At 69.2% G+C, this 21,354-nt stretch carries 14 protein-coding genes; 4 read left to right on the top strand and 10 right to left on the bottom strand.

Features of this window, described 5'->3' with window-relative positions; all coding sequences use genetic code 11:
- Window positions 1–49: 49 nt before the first annotated feature.
- From IEZ21_RS21945 to IEZ21_RS21930, 4 genes are all read right to left on the bottom strand, one after another.
- Window positions 50–532 carry a single-stranded DNA-binding protein gene (locus tag IEZ21_RS21945; protein WP_189323625.1) on the bottom strand — a complete coding sequence of 161 codons (483 nt, stop codon included), beginning with the start codon at window positions 530–532 and terminating at the stop codon, window positions 50–52.
- A 71-nt stretch (window positions 533–603) separates the two neighbouring features.
- Entirely contained in the window at window positions 604–1,140 is a 537-nt protein-coding gene (locus IEZ21_RS21940) for a zinc finger domain-containing protein (protein ID WP_189323624.1), read from the bottom strand.
- Between the two features lie 125 nt (window positions 1,141–1,265).
- Complete coding sequence (locus IEZ21_RS21935) at window positions 1,266–1,778, bottom strand: hypothetical protein (protein ID WP_189323623.1); 513 nt, start codon at window positions 1,776–1,778, stop codon at window positions 1,266–1,268.
- Window positions 1,775–2,755, bottom strand: a complete 981-nt coding sequence (locus tag IEZ21_RS21930) for an ATP-binding protein (RefSeq protein ID WP_189323622.1) — start codon at window positions 2,753–2,755, stop codon at window positions 1,775–1,777. Before IEZ21_RS21930 ends, IEZ21_RS21935 begins: the two co-directional genes overlap by 4 nt.
- Before the next feature lie 341 nt (window positions 2,756–3,096).
- On the opposite strand from IEZ21_RS21930, the gene IEZ21_RS21925 reads away from it, so the two are divergent.
- Window positions 3,097–4,053, top strand: coding sequence for a RecB family exonuclease (locus tag IEZ21_RS21925; RefSeq protein WP_189323621.1), 957 nt, complete (start codon window positions 3,097–3,099; stop codon window positions 4,051–4,053).
- On the opposite strand, the gene IEZ21_RS21920 is transcribed toward IEZ21_RS21925, so the two are convergent.
- Entirely contained in the window at window positions 3,945–4,814 is an 870-nt protein-coding gene (locus IEZ21_RS21920; RefSeq protein WP_189323620.1) for a hypothetical protein, read from the bottom strand. The genes IEZ21_RS21925 and IEZ21_RS21920 overlap by 109 nt on opposite strands.
- Before the next feature lie 154 nt (window positions 4,815–4,968).
- Between IEZ21_RS21920 and IEZ21_RS21915 the strand changes: the two genes are divergently transcribed.
- The 3 genes from IEZ21_RS21915 to IEZ21_RS21905 all read left to right on the top strand — a co-directional run bounded on the left by IEZ21_RS21915 (window position 4,969) and on the right by IEZ21_RS21905 (window position 14,240).
- Window positions 4,969–7,518, top strand: coding sequence for a M14 family zinc carboxypeptidase (locus IEZ21_RS21915; protein ID WP_189323619.1), 2,550 nt, complete (start codon window positions 4,969–4,971; stop codon window positions 7,516–7,518).
- Window positions 7,519–7,568: 50 nt separating this feature from the next.
- Window positions 7,569–8,717 carry a serine hydrolase domain-containing protein gene (locus tag IEZ21_RS21910; RefSeq protein WP_189323618.1) on the top strand — a complete coding sequence of 383 codons (1,149 nt, stop codon included), beginning with the start codon at window positions 7,569–7,571 and terminating at the stop codon, window positions 8,715–8,717.
- Window positions 8,718–9,050: 333 nt separating this feature from the next.
- A complete protein-coding gene (locus tag IEZ21_RS21905; RefSeq protein WP_189323617.1) occupies window positions 9,051–14,240 on the top strand; it encodes a family 43 glycosylhydrolase in 5,190 nt (1,729 codons plus the stop codon).
- 580 nt (window positions 14,241–14,820) lie between these two features.
- Here IEZ21_RS21905 and yjfF read toward each other — a convergent pair.
- From yjfF to IEZ21_RS21880, 5 genes are all read right to left on the bottom strand, one after another.
- Window positions 14,821–15,849 carry a galactofuranose ABC transporter, permease protein YjfF gene (yjfF, locus tag IEZ21_RS21900; RefSeq protein ID WP_189323616.1) on the bottom strand — a complete coding sequence of 343 codons (1,029 nt, stop codon included), beginning with the start codon at window positions 15,847–15,849 and terminating at the stop codon, window positions 14,821–14,823.
- Window positions 15,849–16,961 carry an ABC transporter permease gene (locus IEZ21_RS21895; RefSeq protein ID WP_033320698.1) on the bottom strand — a complete coding sequence of 371 codons (1,113 nt, stop codon included), beginning with the start codon at window positions 16,959–16,961 and terminating at the stop codon, window positions 15,849–15,851. Before IEZ21_RS21895 ends, yjfF begins: the two co-directional genes overlap by 1 nt.
- Entirely contained in the window at window positions 16,958–18,496 is a 1,539-nt protein-coding gene (locus tag IEZ21_RS21890; protein ID WP_189323615.1) for a sugar ABC transporter ATP-binding protein, read from the bottom strand. Before IEZ21_RS21890 ends, IEZ21_RS21895 begins: the two co-directional genes overlap by 4 nt.
- A 108-nt stretch (window positions 18,497–18,604) precedes the next feature.
- A complete protein-coding gene (locus IEZ21_RS21885) occupies window positions 18,605–19,615 on the bottom strand; it encodes an ABC transporter substrate-binding protein (RefSeq protein WP_189323614.1) in 1,011 nt (336 codons plus the stop codon).
- A gap of 150 nt (window positions 19,616–19,765) precedes the next feature.
- Window positions 19,766–20,830, bottom strand: a complete 1,065-nt coding sequence (locus tag IEZ21_RS21880) for a LacI family DNA-binding transcriptional regulator (RefSeq protein WP_189323613.1) — start codon at window positions 20,828–20,830, stop codon at window positions 19,766–19,768.
- Window positions 20,831–21,354 lie beyond the last annotated feature (524 nt).

Genomic DNA, 21,354 nt, shown 5'->3' with positions numbered 1-21,354 from the left:
GGTCTGGATGTGCCATCGCGGCCGACGGACAGGCTCAGAGCGGGCAGGCTCAGAAGGGGAACGTGGAGCTCTTCTCGGGGGTGCTCTTGTCCCCGTCGGGTGCCCTCGGTGTGTCCTTCGGCGCGGGCGGCTCGGTGCCGAAGAGGGTGCCGCCGGAAGCGCCCACGCGAGAGGTCTTGCTGACCGTCGCGTCGGCGTAGCGCAGGGAGGGGCCGATCTCCGTGGCCTCCAGCTCGATGACGGTCCGCTTCTCGCCCTCCTTGGTCTCGTATGCCCGCTGGTGCAGCCGTCCCTGGACGATGACGCGGGTGCCGCGCGTCAGGGACCTGGCGATGTGTTCCGCCATCTGCCGCCAGGCCGAGCAGCGCAGGAACAGCGTGTCGGCGTCCTTCCACTCGTTGCTCTGTCGGTCGAAGGCGCGGGGCGTGGAGGCGACGGTGAAGTGTGTGACCGCGTCGCCGGACGGGGTCATGCGGATTTCGGGGTCGTCGGTCAGGTTGCCGACGACGGTGACTACGGTCTCGCCGACCATGAGAGGTACTCCTAACGCGCGTACGGGCGGGGGGGAGTTGGTTGTCTTACGTGTCTTACGGCGGACGTGTCTTACGGCGGATCGGCCGCGGTGAGTCTCGACGCGTGGGCCGGGGCGTTCTTCAACGGAATGCCGAGGCGGGGGACGGTGCACGGATGGCCGGGGGCGGCTTTGCACCATGGGCAGGGAACTCGGAGGGCGCGGACGCGGAGGTCGTTCCTCGAGCGGTCGGCGGGGGCGTGGGGCGGCGGGGCCGGGCTGGTGGGTGCCCGCTCGACGCGCTGTCCCGAGGCGATCGCGGTCACGATCGCGAGGAGTTCCGCGCGGTAGCGGCGCGGGTCGTCCGGGTCCGCGTCCGGGAGCGGCAGCGGGTCGCGGGCGAGCCGCTCCTCCCTGATCGCGCGTACCTCGTCACGGATGTCGACGGCGGCGATGTGGTGCCGCCGTCGGCCCAGCCGGATCACGGCCTCGTGTGCGTCGGCGGCGTCCAGGTCTGCCAGGAGGGGGTGCCAGTTCTTCGCCGTGGTCTCCGTGGTCTCCTCCATGTGCGTCGACGGGCAGATCGAGGCGATCAGGGTGACCAGCCGGGCCGTCTCGGCCGTTGTCATCCGGGACTCCCTTCCGCGGGAACGCATCCCACCTCCCCGGGACCGCTCGGCTCGTGGGACCGGGAACCACAGGGCGGCGGATGCGTCCCTGCCGGAGGGCGCTGTGGTGGCGGGCATGGTGGTGGTCATCGCGTCTCGCCGCCGAGGGCGAGCAGCCGGCGCAGGTCGATCTCGCCGGTGTGCCAGGCGCGAGCGACCTGTTCCGTTCCGCCGGGAACGGGCCGGAGGCTGAACGAACGCGGTTCGGACGCCGGAAGCGTCGCCAGTCCGGGGATCACCTCGCCGGTGTGCGGGTCGGTGACCGCGTCGAGGCCGGCGAGCCGGGCGAAGAACTCCCGCTGCCAGTGGGGGCGTACCTGGGTGAGCGTCTCCACCTCGTCGGGGTGGTTCTCGGCCACCCAGGTGAGGAAGGCGTGCTCGTCGGCGATCACGACCGTCGGCTGGGGGTCGATGAGCGTGATGATGGCGATCGGGGTGCCGTCCGGCAGTGTCGCCCGGATCGACTTGAGGCCGAGCTCGGCGCGGGCCGCGCGCAGGCCGTCGAGGACCTCGCGGCGCGTGGCCCGGTACTCGGCCTCCACCACGTCGCGCAGCACCCTGAGCACGGCGACCCGGGTGGCGTGGTCCCTGAGGCTCATGCGACCTTGTCCTTCCTCCGCCCGGTTCCGACCTCGTCCTTCCTCCGCTCGGTCTCGCGCTCGGTCTCGGCCCTCGACTCGGCATCTCGGGCGTCCTGCTTCTTCGCCGCCTCGGTGCCGTGGCGCACGATCAGCTCGCCGAGCGTGCGGGTCTCCCCGTCGTCCAGGACGGCGGAGCCGAGCAGGTTGTGCCGGCGGGCCTCCTCGTAGAGGGAGCGCAGGCCGTCATAGGTGGCGTCCGGTGCGGTGGCCGCCGCGATGTAGTCGGACACGGACTTGGCGGGCTTGCCGGTCTTGAGCCAGCCGAGGATGGCCTCGGCGAACTCCGCGCCGGGCTTGTGGAGCACCATCCCGGACAGCGGCTTCGCCCGGGACTTGGAGATCACCAGGGTGTTCTCGTGGTCGAGGTCGCCGACGATGTCGAATTCGTACTCGATGCCCTCCCGCTGCTCGGGCTTGAGCCCGACCTTGCGCGGTACCTTGCGCCCGCGCTCGTCGGCCTCGACGACGTACTCGGTCTTGGTACGCATGGTGGCGATGAGCTGACCGGGATAGGCGAGCAGGGCGTCGATCATCGCTCGCTCCAGGGGGCGGGCCTCCTTCCAGCCGGCGAAGCTGTTCCCCGACCCGGTGCGCTTGGCCGCGTTGTCGACCTGCTCCAGCATCCCGCCCGTGCCGGACCAGAAGTGCGAGAGCGAGTCGACGATCACGACGTCGTAGCCCTCGTGGGCGGCCACCGCGAGCGCCTCGACGAGCGCCCGGGGCTCGAACGTCGTGAGCGGGAGGGTGTCGAAGGCGAATTCGTCGGCGTACTTGGAAGCGCTGCCGTGCTCGGTGTCGATCAGGGCGATCCGGTCGCCGAGCCCGGTGCCGATGACGAGCGCGGTGTAGGTCTTGCCCGAGCCGGTGGGACCGGTGAGCGCGATGCGGGCCTTGGCCTGCTCCTTGGTGGCTGGGGTGAAGGTGAAGGTGCTCACGCCGTTCTCCTCTGGCGCATCCGACGGCGGTTCGGGGTGGGCTTGGGAAGGGCCGGAACACGGTCCTCATCTGGCAAGACGTGCACCCACACGGCCGTCACTTGCTCGAATGTCAGTTCGAAACTGCCTGAAACCACACGTTAGGCATGCACAGAGGAAAAATCAACACTTTTCTCCAGAAAAGTAACCAATGCTCTTGATGTCCGTATCGGCCGGAGCGAGTGCGCCTGCGCCACGACGCGGGCGGGCACAGTGGGCACAGTGGGTACAGGGTCGTAGCCGGAACCGGTCCGGTGGATTCAGAAAGGGCCCTGCGCAGGCCCCCGGCGTAAGGTCGGAATATGTCCCCGTCCGGGAGTTCCGCCGCATCGGACGCGGCCCCGCCCGCGGCACCTCGGCCCGCCCCGAGGACGCCGTCCTCGCTGTCGCCCTCGCGCGCGGACGACTTCATGACCTGCCCGCTGCGCTACCGGCTCCGGGCGATCGACAAGCTGCCGGAGCCACCGAACCCGGCGGCGGCCCGGGGCATTGTGGTGCACGCGGTGCTGGAGCGGCTCTTCGACGTGCCGGCCGGGCAGCGCACCCCGGACCGTGCCCGTGCGTTGCTGCGCCCGGAGTGGGAGCGACTGCTGGGCAAACGGCCCGAACTGGCCGCCCTCTTCCCGCAGGACACGGACGGCGCGGTACTGGCCTCCTGGCTGGCCGAGGCGGAACAGCTGCTGGAGCAGTACTTCCGGATGGAGGACCCGACCCGGTTGGAGCCCGCCGGGCGGGAGCTGTTCGTGGAGACCACGCTGGAGTCCGGGCTGACACTGCGCGGGATCATCGACCGGGTGGACGTCGCCCCGACCGGCGAGGTCCGCGTGGTGGACTACAAGACGGGTAAGGCGCCCCCGCCGGACTTCGAGCACCGGGCCATGTTCCAGATGAAGTTCTACGCCCTGGTGCTGTGGCGGCGGCGCGGAGTGGTCCCGCGCCGCCTCCAGCTGCTCTATCTGGGCAGCGGCGACATGGTGACGTACGACCCGGACGAGGCGGACCTGCGTGCGGTGGAGCGGAAGCTGCGGGCGCTGTGGGCGGCGATCCAGCGGGCGGTGACGACGGGCGAGTGGCAGCCCAGCCCGAGCCGCTTCTGCGACTGGTGCGGCTACCGGGACCTCTGCCCCGCGTTCGGCGGCACCCCGCCGCCCTATCCCCTGGCCGGCGTCACCGCCACCACCACTCCCGGCTCCGCCGCAGGCGACACCGCCGCCGACACCCGTACCGCCGCCGCCCGGGCCACCCGCCCCGCCCGATAGGCGGACGCCAGGAGCAAGGGCTGGAGGTGTTCCAGGCCGGAGACGACGAACTCCTCGCCGGCGACCAGCAGCGGGCGGCCCGCCTTGATACCGGCGGCCGCCGCCTCCGTCAGGTCCGCCAGAGGCGGAAGCGTCGCGCGGACGACGCCCGCCCCCGCGGCAGCGGCCCGTTCCGCCAACGCCACCTGCAAGGGCAGGAGCGGGGCCAGTGCGGCCGTCAACGCGTCGGCGATGCGGCGGAGTTCGGGGGACGAGTCCCGTAGTACGTCCGCCGCGGCCCGGATCAGAGGGGCGAGGGCGAGGAGCACGCCCGCCATCACCCCCGCCGCCGTGGGCAGCAGCGGCGACGTCGCGGCGACCAGCTCGCCGAGTGCCTCCGCCGCCTCCTCCACGGCGGGCTCCACGGCGTCAAGGACCGGCAGCAGGCTGTCACCCAATGCAGTGAGCAACGCCTGCGCGGGCTCACTGACGGGGTGGGTGGCGAGCGGCGCCCCGCTCGTACCGAGCCGCGTCAGTGTGTCCACGATGCGGTAGAAGGCCTCCTGCGCCTGTGGGGAGGCGCTCGCCTCGGCCAGTTCGGCCGTGGTCTCCCGCAGTACCCGCAGCGCCTCAGCGCCCGAACCGTCCCTCGGATCAAAGGTATTGATGGCGATACGGGTTATATTGCCCGCGGTGTCCAGAAGTTGGCCGGTGATGTCGGTGGTGTTCCGTGCGATACGCGCCACGTCATCCCTGCTGGGGAGCGACGGAATCGTTGCCATGGACTGCTCCTCGCCTCACGCACTGCGCTCCAGCGCCCGGCCCCCGTCGCGCCGACGCCCACCCACAGCATGCCCGCTCCGCCACGCCAACGCCCTCTTGTTGCAGGGGAATCGAACCGGTACACCTCCCCGTACCGACTAACAGGAGGTACGCGTGCGTCTGCCGAGACCCGTCCTGCTCGCCACCGCCACAGCCACCGCTGCGGCAACGCTCCTGCTCAGCCCGTACGGCGCCGTAGCCGACCCGACGCCCCAACCCCCGACCCGCGAGAGGGAGACCGGAGCCGCCTCGGAGGGAGCCGACAGAGCTGCCAGAGCGCCCGAGAGCACCACCGACCGAGCCCTCACCTCCCCCGTCCCCAACCTCACCACGGACGCCCGCGGCTACCCCCGCGAACAGACCCTCACCCCGGACCCGCAGAACCCCGCGGACAAGTCCATCAAGCTCGGCCTCACCCCGTACCACGCCATCGCCCCGAAGCTGAACGCCCTCCAACAGCTCGGCGACCGAGTCAGCGTGGAGATCGCGGGCCGCTCGGCGGGCGGTCACCGCCTCTACCTGGTCACCGTCACCGCCCCGGAGTCGTCGAAGCAGGCCCGCGCCCAGGAACGTATGCGTGAACTCATCGAGAACGTCCCAGCGGCCGCCGCGAAAGACCCGGCGATCAAGAGGACGTACAAGACACCCCTCTTCTTCAACAACAACATTCACGGCAACGAATGGGAGGGCACCGACGCCGCGCTCAAGCTCATCGAACGGCTCGCGAAGGCCAAGGACAAGGACACCACCGATCTCCTCGCCCGCAACCGCCTCTACTTCAACATCACCGCGAACCCCGACGGCCGTATCGCCGGCACCCGTGCCAACGCCAACGGCTTCGACATGAACCGCGACTTCATCACCGCCTCGCAGCCCGAAGTCCGCGCGATGCGGCAGATCGAGATCGACAAGCAGCCGGCCGTCATGCTCGACCTGCACGGCTACGTCAACGGCACCCTCATCGAGCCGACCACTCCCCCGCACGGCGAGAACTACGAATACGACCTCTTCCTCAAGAACACCTACGCCAACGCCCTCGGAATGGAGTCCGCCGTCAACGGCCTCGGCTACACACCCGAGAAGGACGGCGTGGAGCCCGCCCAGATCCCCTTCCGCGACCAGGAGGAGGGCTGGGACGACTGGCCGCCGATCTTCACCCCGCAGTACGCGGCCTTCCACGGCACCGTCGCCGCGCACACGATCGAGATCCCGCTCGCGGTGAACAACAAGGAGTACGACGAGCTGCCGGTCACCGAGCTGCGCCGCCGTGCGGCGATCAACGTGGACGTGGCGGGCGCGGCGATGGACGCCACCCTCAACTTCGCCCAGAAGCACCGTACTTCACTCATCGCCGACCAGATCGAGGTCTTCCGCCGGGGCGCTACGGGTGCCGCGCAAACACCCGTCTCGCCCGAAACGGTGCCGGGTGTTCCGGGCATCGGTCCTGAGGACGTCTACACGACCGACTTCCCGCGCGCGTACGTCATTCCCTCCGGCCGCGGTCAGCGCTCAAGCACCGCCGCGGCCCGCCTCGTCGACCACCTGCTCGCCAACGACGTCCAAGTCCGGCGCGCCACAAAGGACTTCAGGCTGGGCGGCAAGTCGTACACACGGGGCTCGTACGTCATCGACATGCACCAGCCCAAGCGCGGTCTCGCCAATGTGATGCTGGCGGACGGCCGGGACATCAGCGACAAGGTGTCGACGATGTACGACATCTCGGGCTGGAGTCTGGGCCGCCTGTGGGGCGCGTCGGTCGACTCCGTCCGGACCGCCGGGCTCTCCGTCCCGTCCCGTACGGTCCACGAGGCCGCTGGCGTCGGGTATGTGGCCCCGGGCGCCAACCTCCGTCTGCGCCTGGACGACGCCCGCGAGATCGCGGCGCTCAACTCCCTTCTGGCGGACGGGGTTTCGGTACGCCAGTCGGCCGATGACGGCAGCGCGATCGTGCCCGCGTCGGCCCGGACGAAGGCAGCGGCGCTCGCCAAGAAGTACGACGTCGCCTTCGACGCGACGAAGACGACCGGAGGCACCCCGCTCCACCGCGTACGCGTCGCCGCGGCCGTCACCCCCGGCGAACTCTTCGCCCTCCGCGAGATGAACTTCGACGTCACCCCGGTGTCCACGGCGATCCTCAACGCGGGCTTCGACTGGTCGAAGGCGGACGTCCTGTTCGCGTCGGCCGGGCTCGACCACGAGGAGCTCGGCGCGGCGGCCCGTACCGCCCTGGACCGCTTCCTCGCCCGCGAGGGCCTCGTCGGCCGCGGAGCCACCGGAGCCGCGCTCAACGCCGCCGCGGACCTGCTCGCCGTCAAGCCGGTCGAGGGCAATGGGGACGCCAACGGCGTTGTACGCGTGGTCAATTCACGCGGCGGCATCACGCAGGATGCTCCGGACCACAGCTTCGTGTACGCCCCCATGTGGTTCACGGACCTGGGCTCCTCGGTCCGTGTGGAGCAGTCGTACGCGACCGGAAATCCCCTGGTCTCCGGCCACTGGCGCGCGTTGGATGACGGCACCGGCGGCCCGGACCGGGCGGCCGGCCGGGCCTCGGTCGTCAGCGGGCCGCACGTCGTCCTGTTCGGCACGGAACCGCTCTTCCGCGCCCACCCGAAGGGGGAATTCCCCCAGGTCGCACGGGCCTTGTTGACGATGTCCCGCTGACACCCTGAGGCACGACAGGCACAACAGGCACGACGACTGGAGGAGTACGGATGACCCCGGAGATCCACGGCACCGTCGCCGACGGCTACGAGGCGGTACGCGAGGAGTTCGCGGCCGTCGTGGCAGCCGAACGGCCGGACTACGCAGGCCAGTTGAGCGCGTACGTCCACGGGCGACGGGTCGTCGATCTCTGGGCCGGTCCTCAGACGGAGGAGGACACGCTGTTCGGTGTCTTCTCGTCCACGAAGGGGGCGGCCCATCTGGTGGTCGCCCTCCTCGTGCAGGAGGGAACGCTGGAGCTGGACCGTGAAGTGGCGTACTACTGGCCCGAGTTCGCGGTCGAGGGCAAGTCGGCGATCACCCTGCGCGAGCTGCTCGCGCATCGCGCGGGCGTGGTCGGCTCCGACGCGGGCTTCACGGACGACGAACTCGCCGACGACCGCGCGGTCGCCGAACGGCTCGCGGGCCAGCGTCCGTTCTGGCGGCCGGGCACCGCCTTCGGTTACCACGCGCTCGTGATCGGCGCGCTGACGGGCGAGGTCGTACGGCGGGTCACGGGCCGTACGCTCCAGGAGGTGCACGAGGAGCGGATCCGTGCCCCGTACGGGCTGGACTTCTTCCTGGGGCTGCCCGAGGCGGAGGAGCCCCGCTTCCGCTCCGTACAGCCGATGGCGCCGACGGCCGCCGAGCAGGCCGTACTGGACGCGGCGCCCACCGGCCCGCACACGCTCACGTCGATCGCGTTCAACGAGCACGTGCCGGAGCCCGGAACGCTGGAGGGCTTCGCCAACTCCCGTACCGTGCGCGCCCAGGGCCAGGCGTCGGCGGGCGGCGTCGCCTCCGCGCGCGGGCTCGCCGGGATGTACGCGGCGGCGATCAGCCGGGTGGGCGGCCGGGCGCCGCTGCTGAAGCCGGACACGATCGCGGAGGTCGGGCAGGTCCACTCGATCGGCTTCGACCTGGTGATGCGCGCCCACAAGGCGTACGGGCTCGGCTTCCAGGCCACGGCGGAGAACTGGTATCCATTCCTCGGCGCCGGGGCCTTCGGCCACAGCGGAGCGGGCGGCAGCCAGGCCTTCGCCGATCCGCGCAGCGGCCTGGCCTACGGCTACACACGGCGCCGGATGTCGTTCCCGGGCGGGGCGGCGCCGGAGAACGAGCGGCTGGTGCGGGCGGTGCACATAGCTGCACTTGCCTAAGCCAAGCGGACCTGCCGAAGTCCGATGCGGTTACGCGCCCCGAGGGGGCCGCAGGCCCCTTAGGGGCGCGGGGAACTGCGCGACAAGCCACAACGAACCCGCAGCTACGAACCGCCTTCCCAGCGAAGCATCTTGTCCGACCGGCCGGACATTGTTCGAAACCTATTGACGGCCCCGTGTACACCGGCTGACACTCTCGCAACACGACGTCACGCGGACGAAACAGCGCGGACGAAACAGCAGGGTGCCCAGGCGTCAGGGCCGCCACCCACTCTCCCTTCGTTCCCCGTCGTCCCTTGAGCGATGAGCGACGTCTCAACGAGGAGACTTGACATGCCGCAGACCGACCGGCCTCGCAGCCGCGCGAGACGCCTGGCGGGCCATCTCGCCGGGCTGACCGCCGCGTCACTGTTCCTGGGTCTCGCCGGACCCGTCACCCCCGTACAGGCGGCGGAGATCACCGACGGCCTGGCCCTCTGGTACAAGCTCGACGCCACTTCGGGCACCGCGGTGGCCGACGCCTCCGGAAACGGCCGGAACGGCACCGTCAGCGGTACCGCCAACTGGTCCGGCAGCGGCGAGGGACTCGCCTTCAACGGCTCCGACACCTACATCGATGTGCCGGACGACATCATGAGCGGCATGGACGCGATCAGCGTCTCGATGGACGTACGGATCGACTCCACGCAGGCCACCCCGTACTTCCTCTACGGCTTCGGCAACACCAGCGGCACCGCCGGCAACGGCTACCTCTTCACCACCGGCGACAGCTTCCGGACCTCCATAGCCACCGGCAACTGGTCGACGGAACAGACCACCAGGCCGTCCGCCTCCGGCAACCTCACCCATTCCGTCTGGAAGCAGGTCACGTACACCCAGACCGGCAACACGGGTGTGCTGTACGAGGACGGCGTGGAGGTGGCCCGCAACACCTCGGTCACCATCACCCCGGGCGCCATCGGCTCCGGCAAGACGACCGCCAACTACATCGGCAAGTCCGTGTACCCGGGCGACAAGCTCTTCAAGGGCCAGATCCGCGACTTCCGGGTCTACAACCGGGCACTCGGCGGTTCGGAGGTCGAGGAGCTCTCCCTCCCCGTCGCCACCCAGGGCGTCGCCGACGACAAGGTCGCCCTCACCCTCGGCGACACCACCGGCGTCGTCTCCGACCTGACCCTGCCCACCACGGGCACCGCCGGCGGCTCGAAGATCAGCTGGGCCACGGACAACGCCGGCGTGGTCTCCGCCACCGGCAAGGTCACCCGCCCCGCCGCCGGTGAGCCGGACGGCCGCGCCACGCTCACGGCGACCCTGAAGAAGGGAACCGCGACCGACACCAAGAGCTTCGACATCACGGTCTCCCCCGCCTTCGACGACGCCACGGCCACCGAGCAGGCCGCCGAGGCGCTGTCCGTCCACAACCTCGACGACGTACGCGGCAACCTCACCCTGCCCGCGACCGGCGACTACGGCACGAAGGTCGCCTGGTCCTCCGCGAAGCCGGACGTCATCGACGCCGACGGCCTGGTGAAGCGCCCCGCGAACGGCGACGGCGACACCACCGTGGAGCTGACCGCGACGGTCACGAAGGGCGACGCGAAGGCGACTCGGACCTTCACCGCCAAGGTGCCTCAGCTGCCGAAGAAGGAAGCCCTCAAGGGCTATATGTTCAGCTACTTCACCGGCGAGGGCACCTCGGACGGCGAGCAGCTCTACGCCGCTCTCAGCAAGGGCAACGACCCGCTGAACTGGCGGGAGTTGAACGAGGGCAAGCCGGTCCTGACCTCCACGCTCGGTGAGAAGGGTCTGCGCGACCCGTTCATCATCCGCTCCCCCGAGGGCGACAAGTTCTACCAGATCGCCACCGACCTGCGGATCTACGGCAACGGCAACTGGGACGCCTCGCAGCGCACCGGCAGCAAGTCCATCATGGTCTGGGAGTCCACCGACCTGGTGAACTGGACGAACCAGCGCCTGGTCAAGGTCTCCCCGGACTCGGCGGGCAACACCTGGGCCCCGGAGGCCTATTACGACGAGAAGCTCGGCGAGTACGTCGTCTTCTGGGCGTCGAAGCTGTACGACAACGAGGCGCACACCGGCGACACGTACAACCGCATGATGTACGCCACCACCCGCGACTTCCACACCTTCAGCGAGCCCAAGGTCTGGATCGACCGCGGCTACTCGGTCATCGACTCCACGATGATCGAGCACGACGGCACGTACCACCGTCTGTCCAAGGACGAGCGGAACAACACCTCCTCCACCCCGAACAGCAAGTTCATCTTCCACGAGAAGAGCGACTCGATCCTCGACCCCACCTACGACTTCGTCGCCGAGGGCATCGGCAAGGGGGAGATGAGCGCCGCCGAGGGACCGCTGGTCTTCAAGTCCAACACCGAGGAGAAGTGGTACGCGTTCCTCGACGAGTTCGGCGGCCGCGGCTACATCCCGTTCGAGACGACGGACCTCGACTCCGGCAACTGGACGCCGTCCACTGGATATGACCTGCCGTCAAAGCCCCGTCACGGCACGGTACTTCCGGTCACGCAGGCCGAGTACGACCGGCTGCTGAAGGCCTATCAGTCGGACGAGCTCGTCAAGTCGGTCGAGGACGTGGAGGTGACGACGGGCATCGGTGAGGCACCGGTCCTGCCGGGCACCGTGATCGCCGAGTACGCGGACGGCGCCAAGCGGCCCGTCGCCGTCACCTGGGACGACGTCCCGGCCTCGGCCTACGCGCAGGCCGGCACCTTCACGGTGGAGGGCAGCCTGCCCGACGGCGCCGCGCTCAAGGCCAGGGCCGAGGTCACGGTCTCGGCTCAGGGCCCCGAGGTGCCCGCCGACCTGCTGCTGCGCTACGACTTCGACGAGACCGGCGGCAACATCGCCCGTGACTCCAGCGGGCACGGCTACCACGGCACGTACGTCCGTACGCCCGACTTCGGAACGGGGGTCAAGGACGGCTCCTTCAAGATGTCAGGCGGTTCCAGCTCCTCCACCACCTCCCCGTACGTCAGCATCCCGAACGGCGTTCTGAAGGGCGCTGACAGCGTCACCGTCTCCACTCACGTGAAGTGGAAGGGCGGGGACAACTTCCAGTGGCTGTTCGGCCTGGGCCCGGACAGCGACAAGTACCTCTTCGCCACCCCGTCCAACGGCGCAGGCAAGGTCTTCTCCGCGATCACCAAGGCCACTTGGTCGGGCGAGAAGCAGATGGTCGGCGGCTCGCAGCTCACTCCCGGTGAGTGGAAGCACGTCACCGTCACGGTGAACAGCGCGACCGAGACGGCGGTCCTCTACGTCGACGGCGCCGAGGCGGCCCGGGCGAACGGTGTCACCATCAAGCCGTCCGAGATGTACGACGCGTCGAAGGGCTACTCCGGCTACATCGGCAAGTCCATGTACTCCCCCGACCCGTACTTCGGCGGCGAGGTCGACGACTTCCGGATCTACAACCGGGCGCTGTCGCCCGCCGAGATCCTGGAGCTCAGCGGGAACACCACGGGTATCGCCTCGGCGACCCACCCCGCGCTGAAGGTCGACGCGATCATCGACGACGCGGACAGCAGGATCACGCTCCCGCTGACCGCGGGCAGTGATGTGACCGCCCTGGCACCGGAGTTCGGTCTCGCCAACGGCGCAACCATCAGCCCCGCGTCCGGCACCCTGCGCGACTTCACCGAGCCGGTGACGTACGAGGTGACCGGCTCGGACGGCGAGAAGCGCACCTGGACGGTCCGGGCCCTGGAGATGAAGAGCCCGGTCCTGCCGGGGCTCAACGCCGACCCGAACATCGTCAGGTTCGGCGACACCTTCTACATCTACCCGACCACCGACGGCTTCCCGGGCTGGAGCGGCACGCAGTTCAAGGCGTACTCCTCCAAGGACCTGGTGAACTGGAAGGACCACGGAGTCATCCTCGACCTGGGCCCGGACGTGGCGTGGGCCGACAGCAGGGCCTGGGCGCCGACGATGGAGGAGAAGAACGGCAAGTACTACTTCTACTACTCCGCCGACGCGAACATCGGTGTCGCGGTCTCCGACTCGCCCACCGGCCCGTTCAAGGAGCCCCTGGGCAAGCCGCTGATCGCCGCCGGCGCCTACACGGGCCAGATGATCGACCCGGCGGTCTTCACGGACGACGACGGCCAGTCGTACCTCTACTGGGGCAACGGCAGGGCGTACGTCGTGCCGCTGAACGACGACATGGTCTCCTTCGACGCCTCGAAGGTCACCAACATCACCCCGAGCGGCTACAACGAGGGCACCTTCGTCATCAAGCGCAAGGGCACCTACTACTTCATGTGGTCGGAGAACGACACGCGGGACGAGAACTACCGCGTCGCCTACGCCACCGGGTCCTCGCCCACCGGTCCCTGGACCAAGCAGGGCGTGATCCTGGAGAAGGACCTCTCGCTCGGCATCAAGGGCCCCGGCCACCACTCGGTGGTGAAGGTGCCGAACTCCGACGACTGGTACATCGCCTACCACCGTTTCGCCATCCCCGGCGGCGACGGCACCCACCGCGAAACCACCGTCGACAAGCTGGAGTTCGACTCCGACGGCCTGATCAAGAAGGTCGTACCGACGCTGGCGAGCATCGACCCGGTCACCATCGTCCGCGCCGGGCCCGACGCCTCCGGCACCGAGGGCGGCGCGATCTCGCTCACCGGCACGGTCTCCGGGGCCGGTGACCCGAAGTGGACGGTGGAGGACGGAGCGCCCTGCGCCTTCTCCGACCCCTCCGCCATCCTGACCACGCTCACCTGCGACGACGACGGCACGTACGAGGTCACGCTGACCGGCGGCCGCAGCAGCGACACGCTCACCGTGACCGTGGACAACGCGGCGCCGGTGATCACCTCGGCCGCGGGCCCGGCGTCCCCGGTGTCGGTCGGCAAGAGCGCGGTCGTCACGGCCGACTTCACCGACCTCGGCTCCGGTGACACCCAGACCTGCCGGGTCGACTGGAAGGACGGCACCGAGCCGGCCACGGGGAAGGTCAGCGGCTCCCGCTGCGAAGCCGGCCACACCTACACCAAGGCGGGCATTCACCGCCCGGAGATCACGGTCACGGACGACGACGGTGGCTCGGCCGGCACCAAGCTGCCCGAACTGATCGTGTACGACCGGGCGGCCTGGCCCATCGCGGGCGTCGGCGTGATCGCCTCCCCGGCCGGGGCCTACCCCGCCAAGCCCAGCCTGAAGGGTCCGGCGGGCTTCTCCTTCGGCGCCAAGTACAAGAAGGGCGCCACCGTTCCGAGCGGCAACGCCACCTTCGACTACGCGGCCGCCAAGCTGAAGTTCCGTTCCACCTCCTCCGACTGGCTGGTGGTCACCGGCTCCGACGCCCAGTACCAGGGCTCCGGCACGGTCAACGGCACCAGCGGCTACGGCTTCCGTATCACCGTGACCAACTCCCCCGACACGTACCGCATCAAGATCTGGAAGAAGTCCACGGGAGACGTCGTCTACGACAACCTCACGGGCAGCAAGGCGTACGGCATCATCTTCGGCTGACGGCCCGTCCCGTCCTTCTGCACACCGAGCGGCGCTCGGGGCACCCAGCCCCGGGCGCCGCTCGTCGTGTCACGCACGCGGGGCGGTGGGGCGGGGTTTTCTTCGCCCTCGCCGCCCCTACCCGTCCCGTTCCGGGGCTCCGCCCCTTCGACCCCGCCAGGGGCGCTGCCCCTGGACCCCGCTGGGGCTGCGCCCCAGGCCCCCATCGGCCTGAACGGCCTCGTCCTCAAGCGCCGGACGGGCTGATTGGTGCGGGACTGGGCTGCAAAGTGCCCCCTGGGCGAGGATCCGCTTGGGCAGCGGAATCTCGGCTGCGGAAATCAGCCCAGGGCCGCGCAAAATCAGCCCGGGTCCGCGGAAAATCAGCCCCTCCGGCGTTTGAGGAGCGGGAGTCCGGGGGCTGGCCCCCGAAACGGGGTCCGGGGCGAAGCCCCGAAACGGGGTCTGGGGGCGCAGCCCCCAGCGGGGTCCGGGGCTGGCCCCGGGACGGGACGGGTAGGGGCGGCGGGAGCGAAACCCCCACGCCAAAGGCCCGCCCCGGGTACAGGGCGGGCCAAAAGACAGGCGGCAGGCAGACGGCTCAGGTCTTCTTACGAGCCGTCATCGCCCGCTGGATCAGGATGAACGCGCACAGCAGCACACCCGTGGCGATCTTCGTCCACCAGGAGCTGAGCGTGCCCTCGAACTGGATGATGCTCTTGATCAGGCCCAGCACCAGCACACCGAACAGCGTGCCGATCACATAGCCGGAGCCGCCCGTGAGCAGCGTGCCGCCGATGACGACCGCGGCGATCGCGTCGAGTTCCATGCCGGTGGCGTGCAGCGGGTCACCGGACTGGATGTAGAGGGTGAACAGCAGTCCGGCGAGCGCCGAGCAGAAGCCGCTGATCGTGTAGACGGCGATCTTCGTGCCGCCCTGCGGAAGGCCCATCAGCATGGCCGACTGCTCGTTGCCGCCGACGGCGTACACCCGGCGTCCGAAGCGCGTGTAGTGCAGGACGTAGAACGCCACGGCGAGGACGACCAGCGCGACGATCGCGCCGATCGACAGGAAGCCCGCCCCCAGGTTCACCTGCGCCCCGGCCATGCTGCTCACCGAGGAGTCGCCGATGGAGATCGACTCCTTGCTGATGACCAGGCACAGGCCCCGGAAGAGGAAGAGGCCGGCCAGGGTCACGATGAAGGGCTGGATCTCGAAGTTGTGGATCACATAGCCCATCAGGAAGCCACCGAAGGCGCCCACGGCCAGCGCCATGGGGATGACGACCAGGATCGGCAGGCCCTGACGCTCCACCAGCCATGCCGTGAACATGGTGGTGAAGCCGATGACGGAGCCCACGGACAGGTCGATGCCGCCGGACAGGATGACGAAGGTGACCCCGACGGCGGCGACCAGCAGATAGCCGTTGTCGATGAACAGGTTCATGAAGACCTGCGCTTCGCCGAACCCGTAGTTCTGGTACCGGCTCAGGCCCGCCACGTACATCGCGAGGAAGAGCCCGGCCGTCACCAGGACGGGCAGCCGCCGGTCGCCGAGCAGCTGCGCGGCCTTGGACGGCGTACGGCTGTCCGGGGCCGGGGGACGCTTGGTGGTCGTGGTCGTGCTCATCACGACACCTCCATCTTGGGAGCGGCCTCGGTCGTCTTGGCGGTCTGCGCCGGTGCCACGGCGGGCTGACCGGTGCCGCCCTTCGCGCCGGGCTTGTTGCCGAACCTGCCGCCGAAGGCCTTGGCGCGGAACTTCGGGGACTGCAGCAGGCAGACGACGATGACGACGGCGGCCTTGAAGACCAGGTTGGTCTGGGTCGGCACGCCGATGGTGTAGATCGTGGTGGTCAGGGTCTGGATGACGAGGGCGCCGATCACCGTGCCGCCGATGGAGAACCGGCCGCCCAGCAGTGAGGTGCCGCCGATCACCACGGCGAGGATCGCGTCGAGTTCGATCCACAGGCCGGCGTTGTTGCCGTCCGCGGCCGAGGTGTTGGAGCTGATCATCAGGCCCGCGATGCCCGCGCACAGCGCGCAGAACACGTACACCATGATCTTGATACGCCGGGAGCGGATGCCCACAAGGCGGCTGGCCTCGGCGTTGCCGCCGACCGACTCGACGAGCAGGCCGAGCGCCGTCTTGCGGGTCAGCACCACGGTGACGGCCACGACCGCCGCGACCACGAAGATGGAGAAGGGCAGGGTCAGCCAGTAGCCGCCGCCGATCAGCTTGTACGGCTCGCTGTTGATGGTGATGATCTGGCCGTCGGTGACCAGCTGGGCGACACCGCGTCCGGCGACCATGATGATCAGCGTGGCGATGATCGGCTGGATGCCCATACGGGCGACCAGGAAGCCGTTCCACAGTCCGCAGACGACCGCCGCCAGCAGACCGATGCCGATGGCGAAGAACACGCCGGACAGGGCGCTCTGGTCGGACTGGTCACTGATGTACGAACAGGTCAGGGCCCCGGTGATGGCGACCACGGCGCCGACCGAGAGGTCGATGCCCCCGGTGGCGATGACCAGGGTCATGCCGACCGCCACCAGGATGAGGGGCGAGCCGAACAGCACGATCGAGACGAGGCTGCCGTGGAGGTGGCCGTTCGTCATCCGGATCGAGAAGAAGTCGGGCGTGAAGGGAACGTTGACGAGCAGCAGGACGACCAGGACCACGACCGGCCAGAACAGGTTGTGGTGCGTCAGCGCTCGCCATCGGGGTGTGGTGGTCACTGGTGCTCTCCGCTCGCGATGGTCTCCAGGATCCGGCTGGGAGTGATCTCGGGCCCGTTGGCGATCTGCGCGACCAGCTTGCGGTCGCGCAGCACTCCGATGGTGTGGCTGAGCCGGAGTACTTCCTCCAGCTCGGCCGCGATGTACAGCACGGACATGCCGTCCTCGGAGAGTGAGACCACGAGCTTCTGGATCTCCGTCTTCGCGCCGACGTCGATGCCGCGCGTCGGTTCGTCCAGGATCAGCAGCTTCGGCTGGGTGATCAGCCAGCGGGCGAGCAGTACCTTCTGCTGGTTGCCGCCGCTGAGCTGGCCGACGCGGGCCTCCGGGTTGGCGGGGCGGATGTCCAGCGCCTTGATGTACTTGGCGACGAGTTCGTCCCGCTGGGAGGCGGGGATGGGCCGGGTCCAGCCGCGGGCCGCCTGGAGGGCGAGGATGATGTTCTCGCGCACCGTCAGATCCGGTACGAGGCCCTCGCTCTTGCGGTTCTCCGAGCAGAACGCGACACCCGCGCCGATCGCGTCGTTCGGGGCGCTCATCGAGACCTGCTTGCCGCCGATCGACACCTTGCCGCTGTCCGGCTGGTCGGCGCCGAAGAGAAGCCGGGCGAGTTCGGTACGGCCCGAGCCGAGCAGGCCGGCCAGTCCGACGACCTCGCCCTTCTTGATCTCCAGGTCGAAGGGGGCGATGCCGCCCGTCCTGCCGAGGCCGTCCGCCTTGACCAGCGTCTCGCCGACGTCGGAGCGCAGCTGATGGTCGTGGAGCTCCTCCAGCTGGTCCAGGGCCTTGCCGATCATGAGCTGGATCAGTCCGACCTGATCGAGCTCGCTCACCATGTGCTCGCCGACGAGGGTGCCGTTGCGCAGGACGGTCATCCGGTCGCAGATCTCGTAGATCTGGTCGAGGAAGTGGGAGACGAACAGGATCGCGACGCCCTCGTCCCTCAACTGCCGCATCAGGCGGAACAGTTCGAGGACCTCGTCGCGGTCGAGGCTGGAGGTCGGCTCGTCCAGGACCAGCACCTTGGTGCCGGCTCCCGCGCCGTCGCTGTCGCCGGTGCCCACCGACCGTACGATCGCGACCAGTTGCTGCACGGCCAGCGGATACGAGGACAGGGGCGCGGTCACGTCGATGTCGAGGCCGAGCCGGTCGACCAGCTCCGCCGCTTCCTTGCGCATGCGGTTCCACTGGATGCGGCCGAAGCGGGTGGGTTCACGGCCGATGAAGATGTTCTCCGCCACCGACAGGTTGGGGCAGAGGTTCACCTCCTGGTAGACCGTGCTGATACCGGCCTGCTGCGCCTGCAGCGGGCTGTCGATCTGCACGGGCTGCCCGTCGAGGGTGATGGTGCCGTCGTCCAGCGAGTAGACACCGGTCAGCACCTTGATGAGGGTGGACTTCCCGGCTCCGTTCTCGCCCATCAGGGCGTGGATCTCGCCGGGGAAGAGCCGGAAGTCGACGCCGGACAGAGCCCGTACCCCCGGAAACTCTTTGACTATGCCCGTCATCTCCAGGACGGGCTGCGGCTCTGCCATGGCAGCGCTCCTCTTGACTTTCGTTCAGGCCCGCAGGGAGCCTCCTGGCCGGCCCTCCGGACGGAGGGTTCGGTCGGGCGGAGGCTCCCTGCCGGTGGGTGCGGTCGGTCAGTACTTGCGGGTGGGGAGCGCTTCCTTGGCCTGGTCCTGCATGAAGTCGCTCTCCTTGGTCTTGATCCAGCGCTCGACCGTCTCGCCGTCCTTGACCTTCTGCACGACCTCCATCAGCTGGGGGCCGAGCAGCGGGTTGCACTCGACGATGGCGTTGATCTTGCCCTCGGACATGGCGACGAAGCCGTCCTTCACGCCGTCGACCGTGACGATCAGGATGTCCTTGCCGGGCTTCTTGCCGGCCGCCTCGATGGCCTGGATGGCGCCGATACCCATGTCGTCGTTGTGCGCGAACAGCACGTCGATGTCCGGGTTGGACTGCAGGAAGGCCGCCATGACCTGCTTGCCGCCGGCGCGGGTGAAGTCACCGGTCTGGCTGACGACGATCTTCCAGTCGTCCTTGTGGTCGGCGTCCATGACCTCCTTGAAGCCCTTGGCACGCTCGATCGCGGGGGCGGCACCGGTGGTGCCCTCCAGCTGTGCGATCTTCACGGCACCCTTGTGGCCGGCCTTCTCGAGGACCTTCTCCAGGATCCTGGCCGCGCGCCGGCCCTCGTCCGTGAAGTCCGAGCCGACGAGGGTGACGTACAGGGACTCGTCGGAGGTCTCGACGGAGCGGTCGGTGAGGACGACCGGGATCTTCTTGGCCTTGGCCTCCTTGAGCACCGCGTCCCAGCCGGTGACGACCACCGGCGAGAAGGCTATGACGTCCACCTTCTGGGCGATGAAGCCGCGGATCGCGGAGATCTGGTTCTCCTGCTTCTGCTGGGCGTCGGAGAACTGGAGCTTGTAACCCGCTTCCTTGGCCGACGCCTTCACCGAGTCGGTGTTGGCGCTGCGCCAGCCGCTCTCCGAGCCGACCTGGGAGAAGCCGAGGGTGAGCTTCTTGCCGCCGCTGCCGCCGGAGGAGGAGGTGGAGGAGCCCTCGTCCTCCTTGGCGCAGGCCGCCAGGCCGCCCGCAGCCGCCACGCCGACCGCCGCGGTGAGGAAGTTCCGTCTGTTGAGCATGTCTTCTCCTTTGAAGTGCCGGCCCGGCGATGGACCCGCTGTCACTCGGTGGTGCTGGTGGAACGGCCGGCCGCACTACGTCCAGCCTGTCGATCATTGTTCGAAATGCCGGTCACGGTGGTGCGTGCGAGGCGACCGGTTGCGCCCGCGTCAGTCGGGAGCGCCCTCCGGCTGGAGGGCGTACGGCGGTTGAGGGCCGTACGGAAAGGTACTGGCGCGGACGACGAGTTGGGGTTCGATGGCGATCCGGGCCGCCCCGGAAGGAGCCCGGCCCTCCATGAGATCGAGGAGGAGGGCGATGCTCCGCTCGCCCACCGTCGAGAAGTCCTGCCGGACGGTGGTGAGCGGCGGGGCGAAGAACTCCGACTCCGGGATGTCGTCGAAGCCGACCACCGCCACGTCCTGGGGAGTTCTGACACCTGCTTCACGCAGGGCCCGCAACACCCCCAGTGCCATCTGGTCGTTGGAGACGAAGACGGCGGTCAGCCCCCGGCCCACCCAGCCGGCCAGTTCCTGGCCGGCACGGTAGCCCGACAGCGGACTCCAGTCTCCGCGGAGCAGCACGGGCGGCTCGACATCCGCCGCTTCGAGGGTCGCCCGCCAGCCGGCGGCCCGGTCGGCCGCCTCCTGCCAGTCCTCGGGCCCGGCGAGATGCCAGACCTTGCGGTGGCCGGCGGCCAGCAGATGGCCGGTGGCCAGCCGCGCGCCCAGTTGCTGGTCCACGTTGACGTTGGGGACCTCCGCGCCGGACCCGGTGCCCACGGCCACCACCGGGAAGGGGTGGCGGAGTTCGGCGAGTGCCTCGACCGCCGACCGCTGTGGGGCGATGGCGATGACACCCTCCACCCCGCCCTCGCTGAGGCGGTCCAGGGCCTCGGACAGCGTCTCCACCGTCAGCCTGCGCAGACTGACCGTCGAGACGAGATACCCCTCGGCACGCGCCGCCTCCTCCAGCGCGAACAACGTGCTGGCCGGCCCGTAGAGCGTGGTGTTGGAGGCGACCACACCCAGGGTCCGGGTGCGCCGGGTCGCCAGGGCCCGTGCGGAGAAGTTGCGGCGGTAGCCCATCTCCTCGATCGCGCGGAGCACCCTCGCCCGTGTCTCCTCCCGCACATTGGGGTGGTCCCCCAGTACGCGGGACACGGTCTGGTGGGACACCCCTGCCAGTCGTGCGACATCCGCCATGGTGGGCGGCCGAAGCTGTGCATGTGTCACGGCCGCACCTCCTTGGGATGCCGTTGAACACCGTTGGCCGGCGATGGCCGCCGACCGGTGAGTGCGGACGCCATTGTGAGCGCTAACAATCCATGGCGGTCAAGAGAGCTGCAAGGAGAAGGCGTCACGGTTGAATAACACGGCAGAAGGTGCAGGTCGAAGCGGAGGCCGGCTGCGGCGGCCGAGTGCCTCCGCGGCGAAAGCCCCGGCCATGCGGTATTGACGTGCGGTTCCTCATGGCCGTATGTCGATCGGGGTCGGCAACTCCCTTGGTCTGTGCGGGACTTGGACAACGTTGTTAATGCCGTCCGCCGACGGCTCGACGACGGTGGTCGTACGTGTGAGTAACGGTCGCCGTACGCACGAGTAGCCATACACGCGCGAAGTCGTACGCGAAGCGCTCCGCTGGAAGAACGGTGATGAACCTGCGGGCCGGTGAGGGCTGGTCGCGCAGTTCCCCGCGCCCCTAGGGAGGCCTGCGGCCTCCTAGGGGCGCGGTACTGCACCGGACTTCGCCAAGGCCG

The organism is Streptomyces flaveus (assembly GCF_014647675.1).
Lineage (GTDB): Bacteria > Actinomycetota > Actinomycetes > Streptomycetales > Streptomycetaceae > Streptomyces > Streptomyces flaveus.
This window is presented reverse-complemented; position numbering and strand designations above follow the sequence as displayed.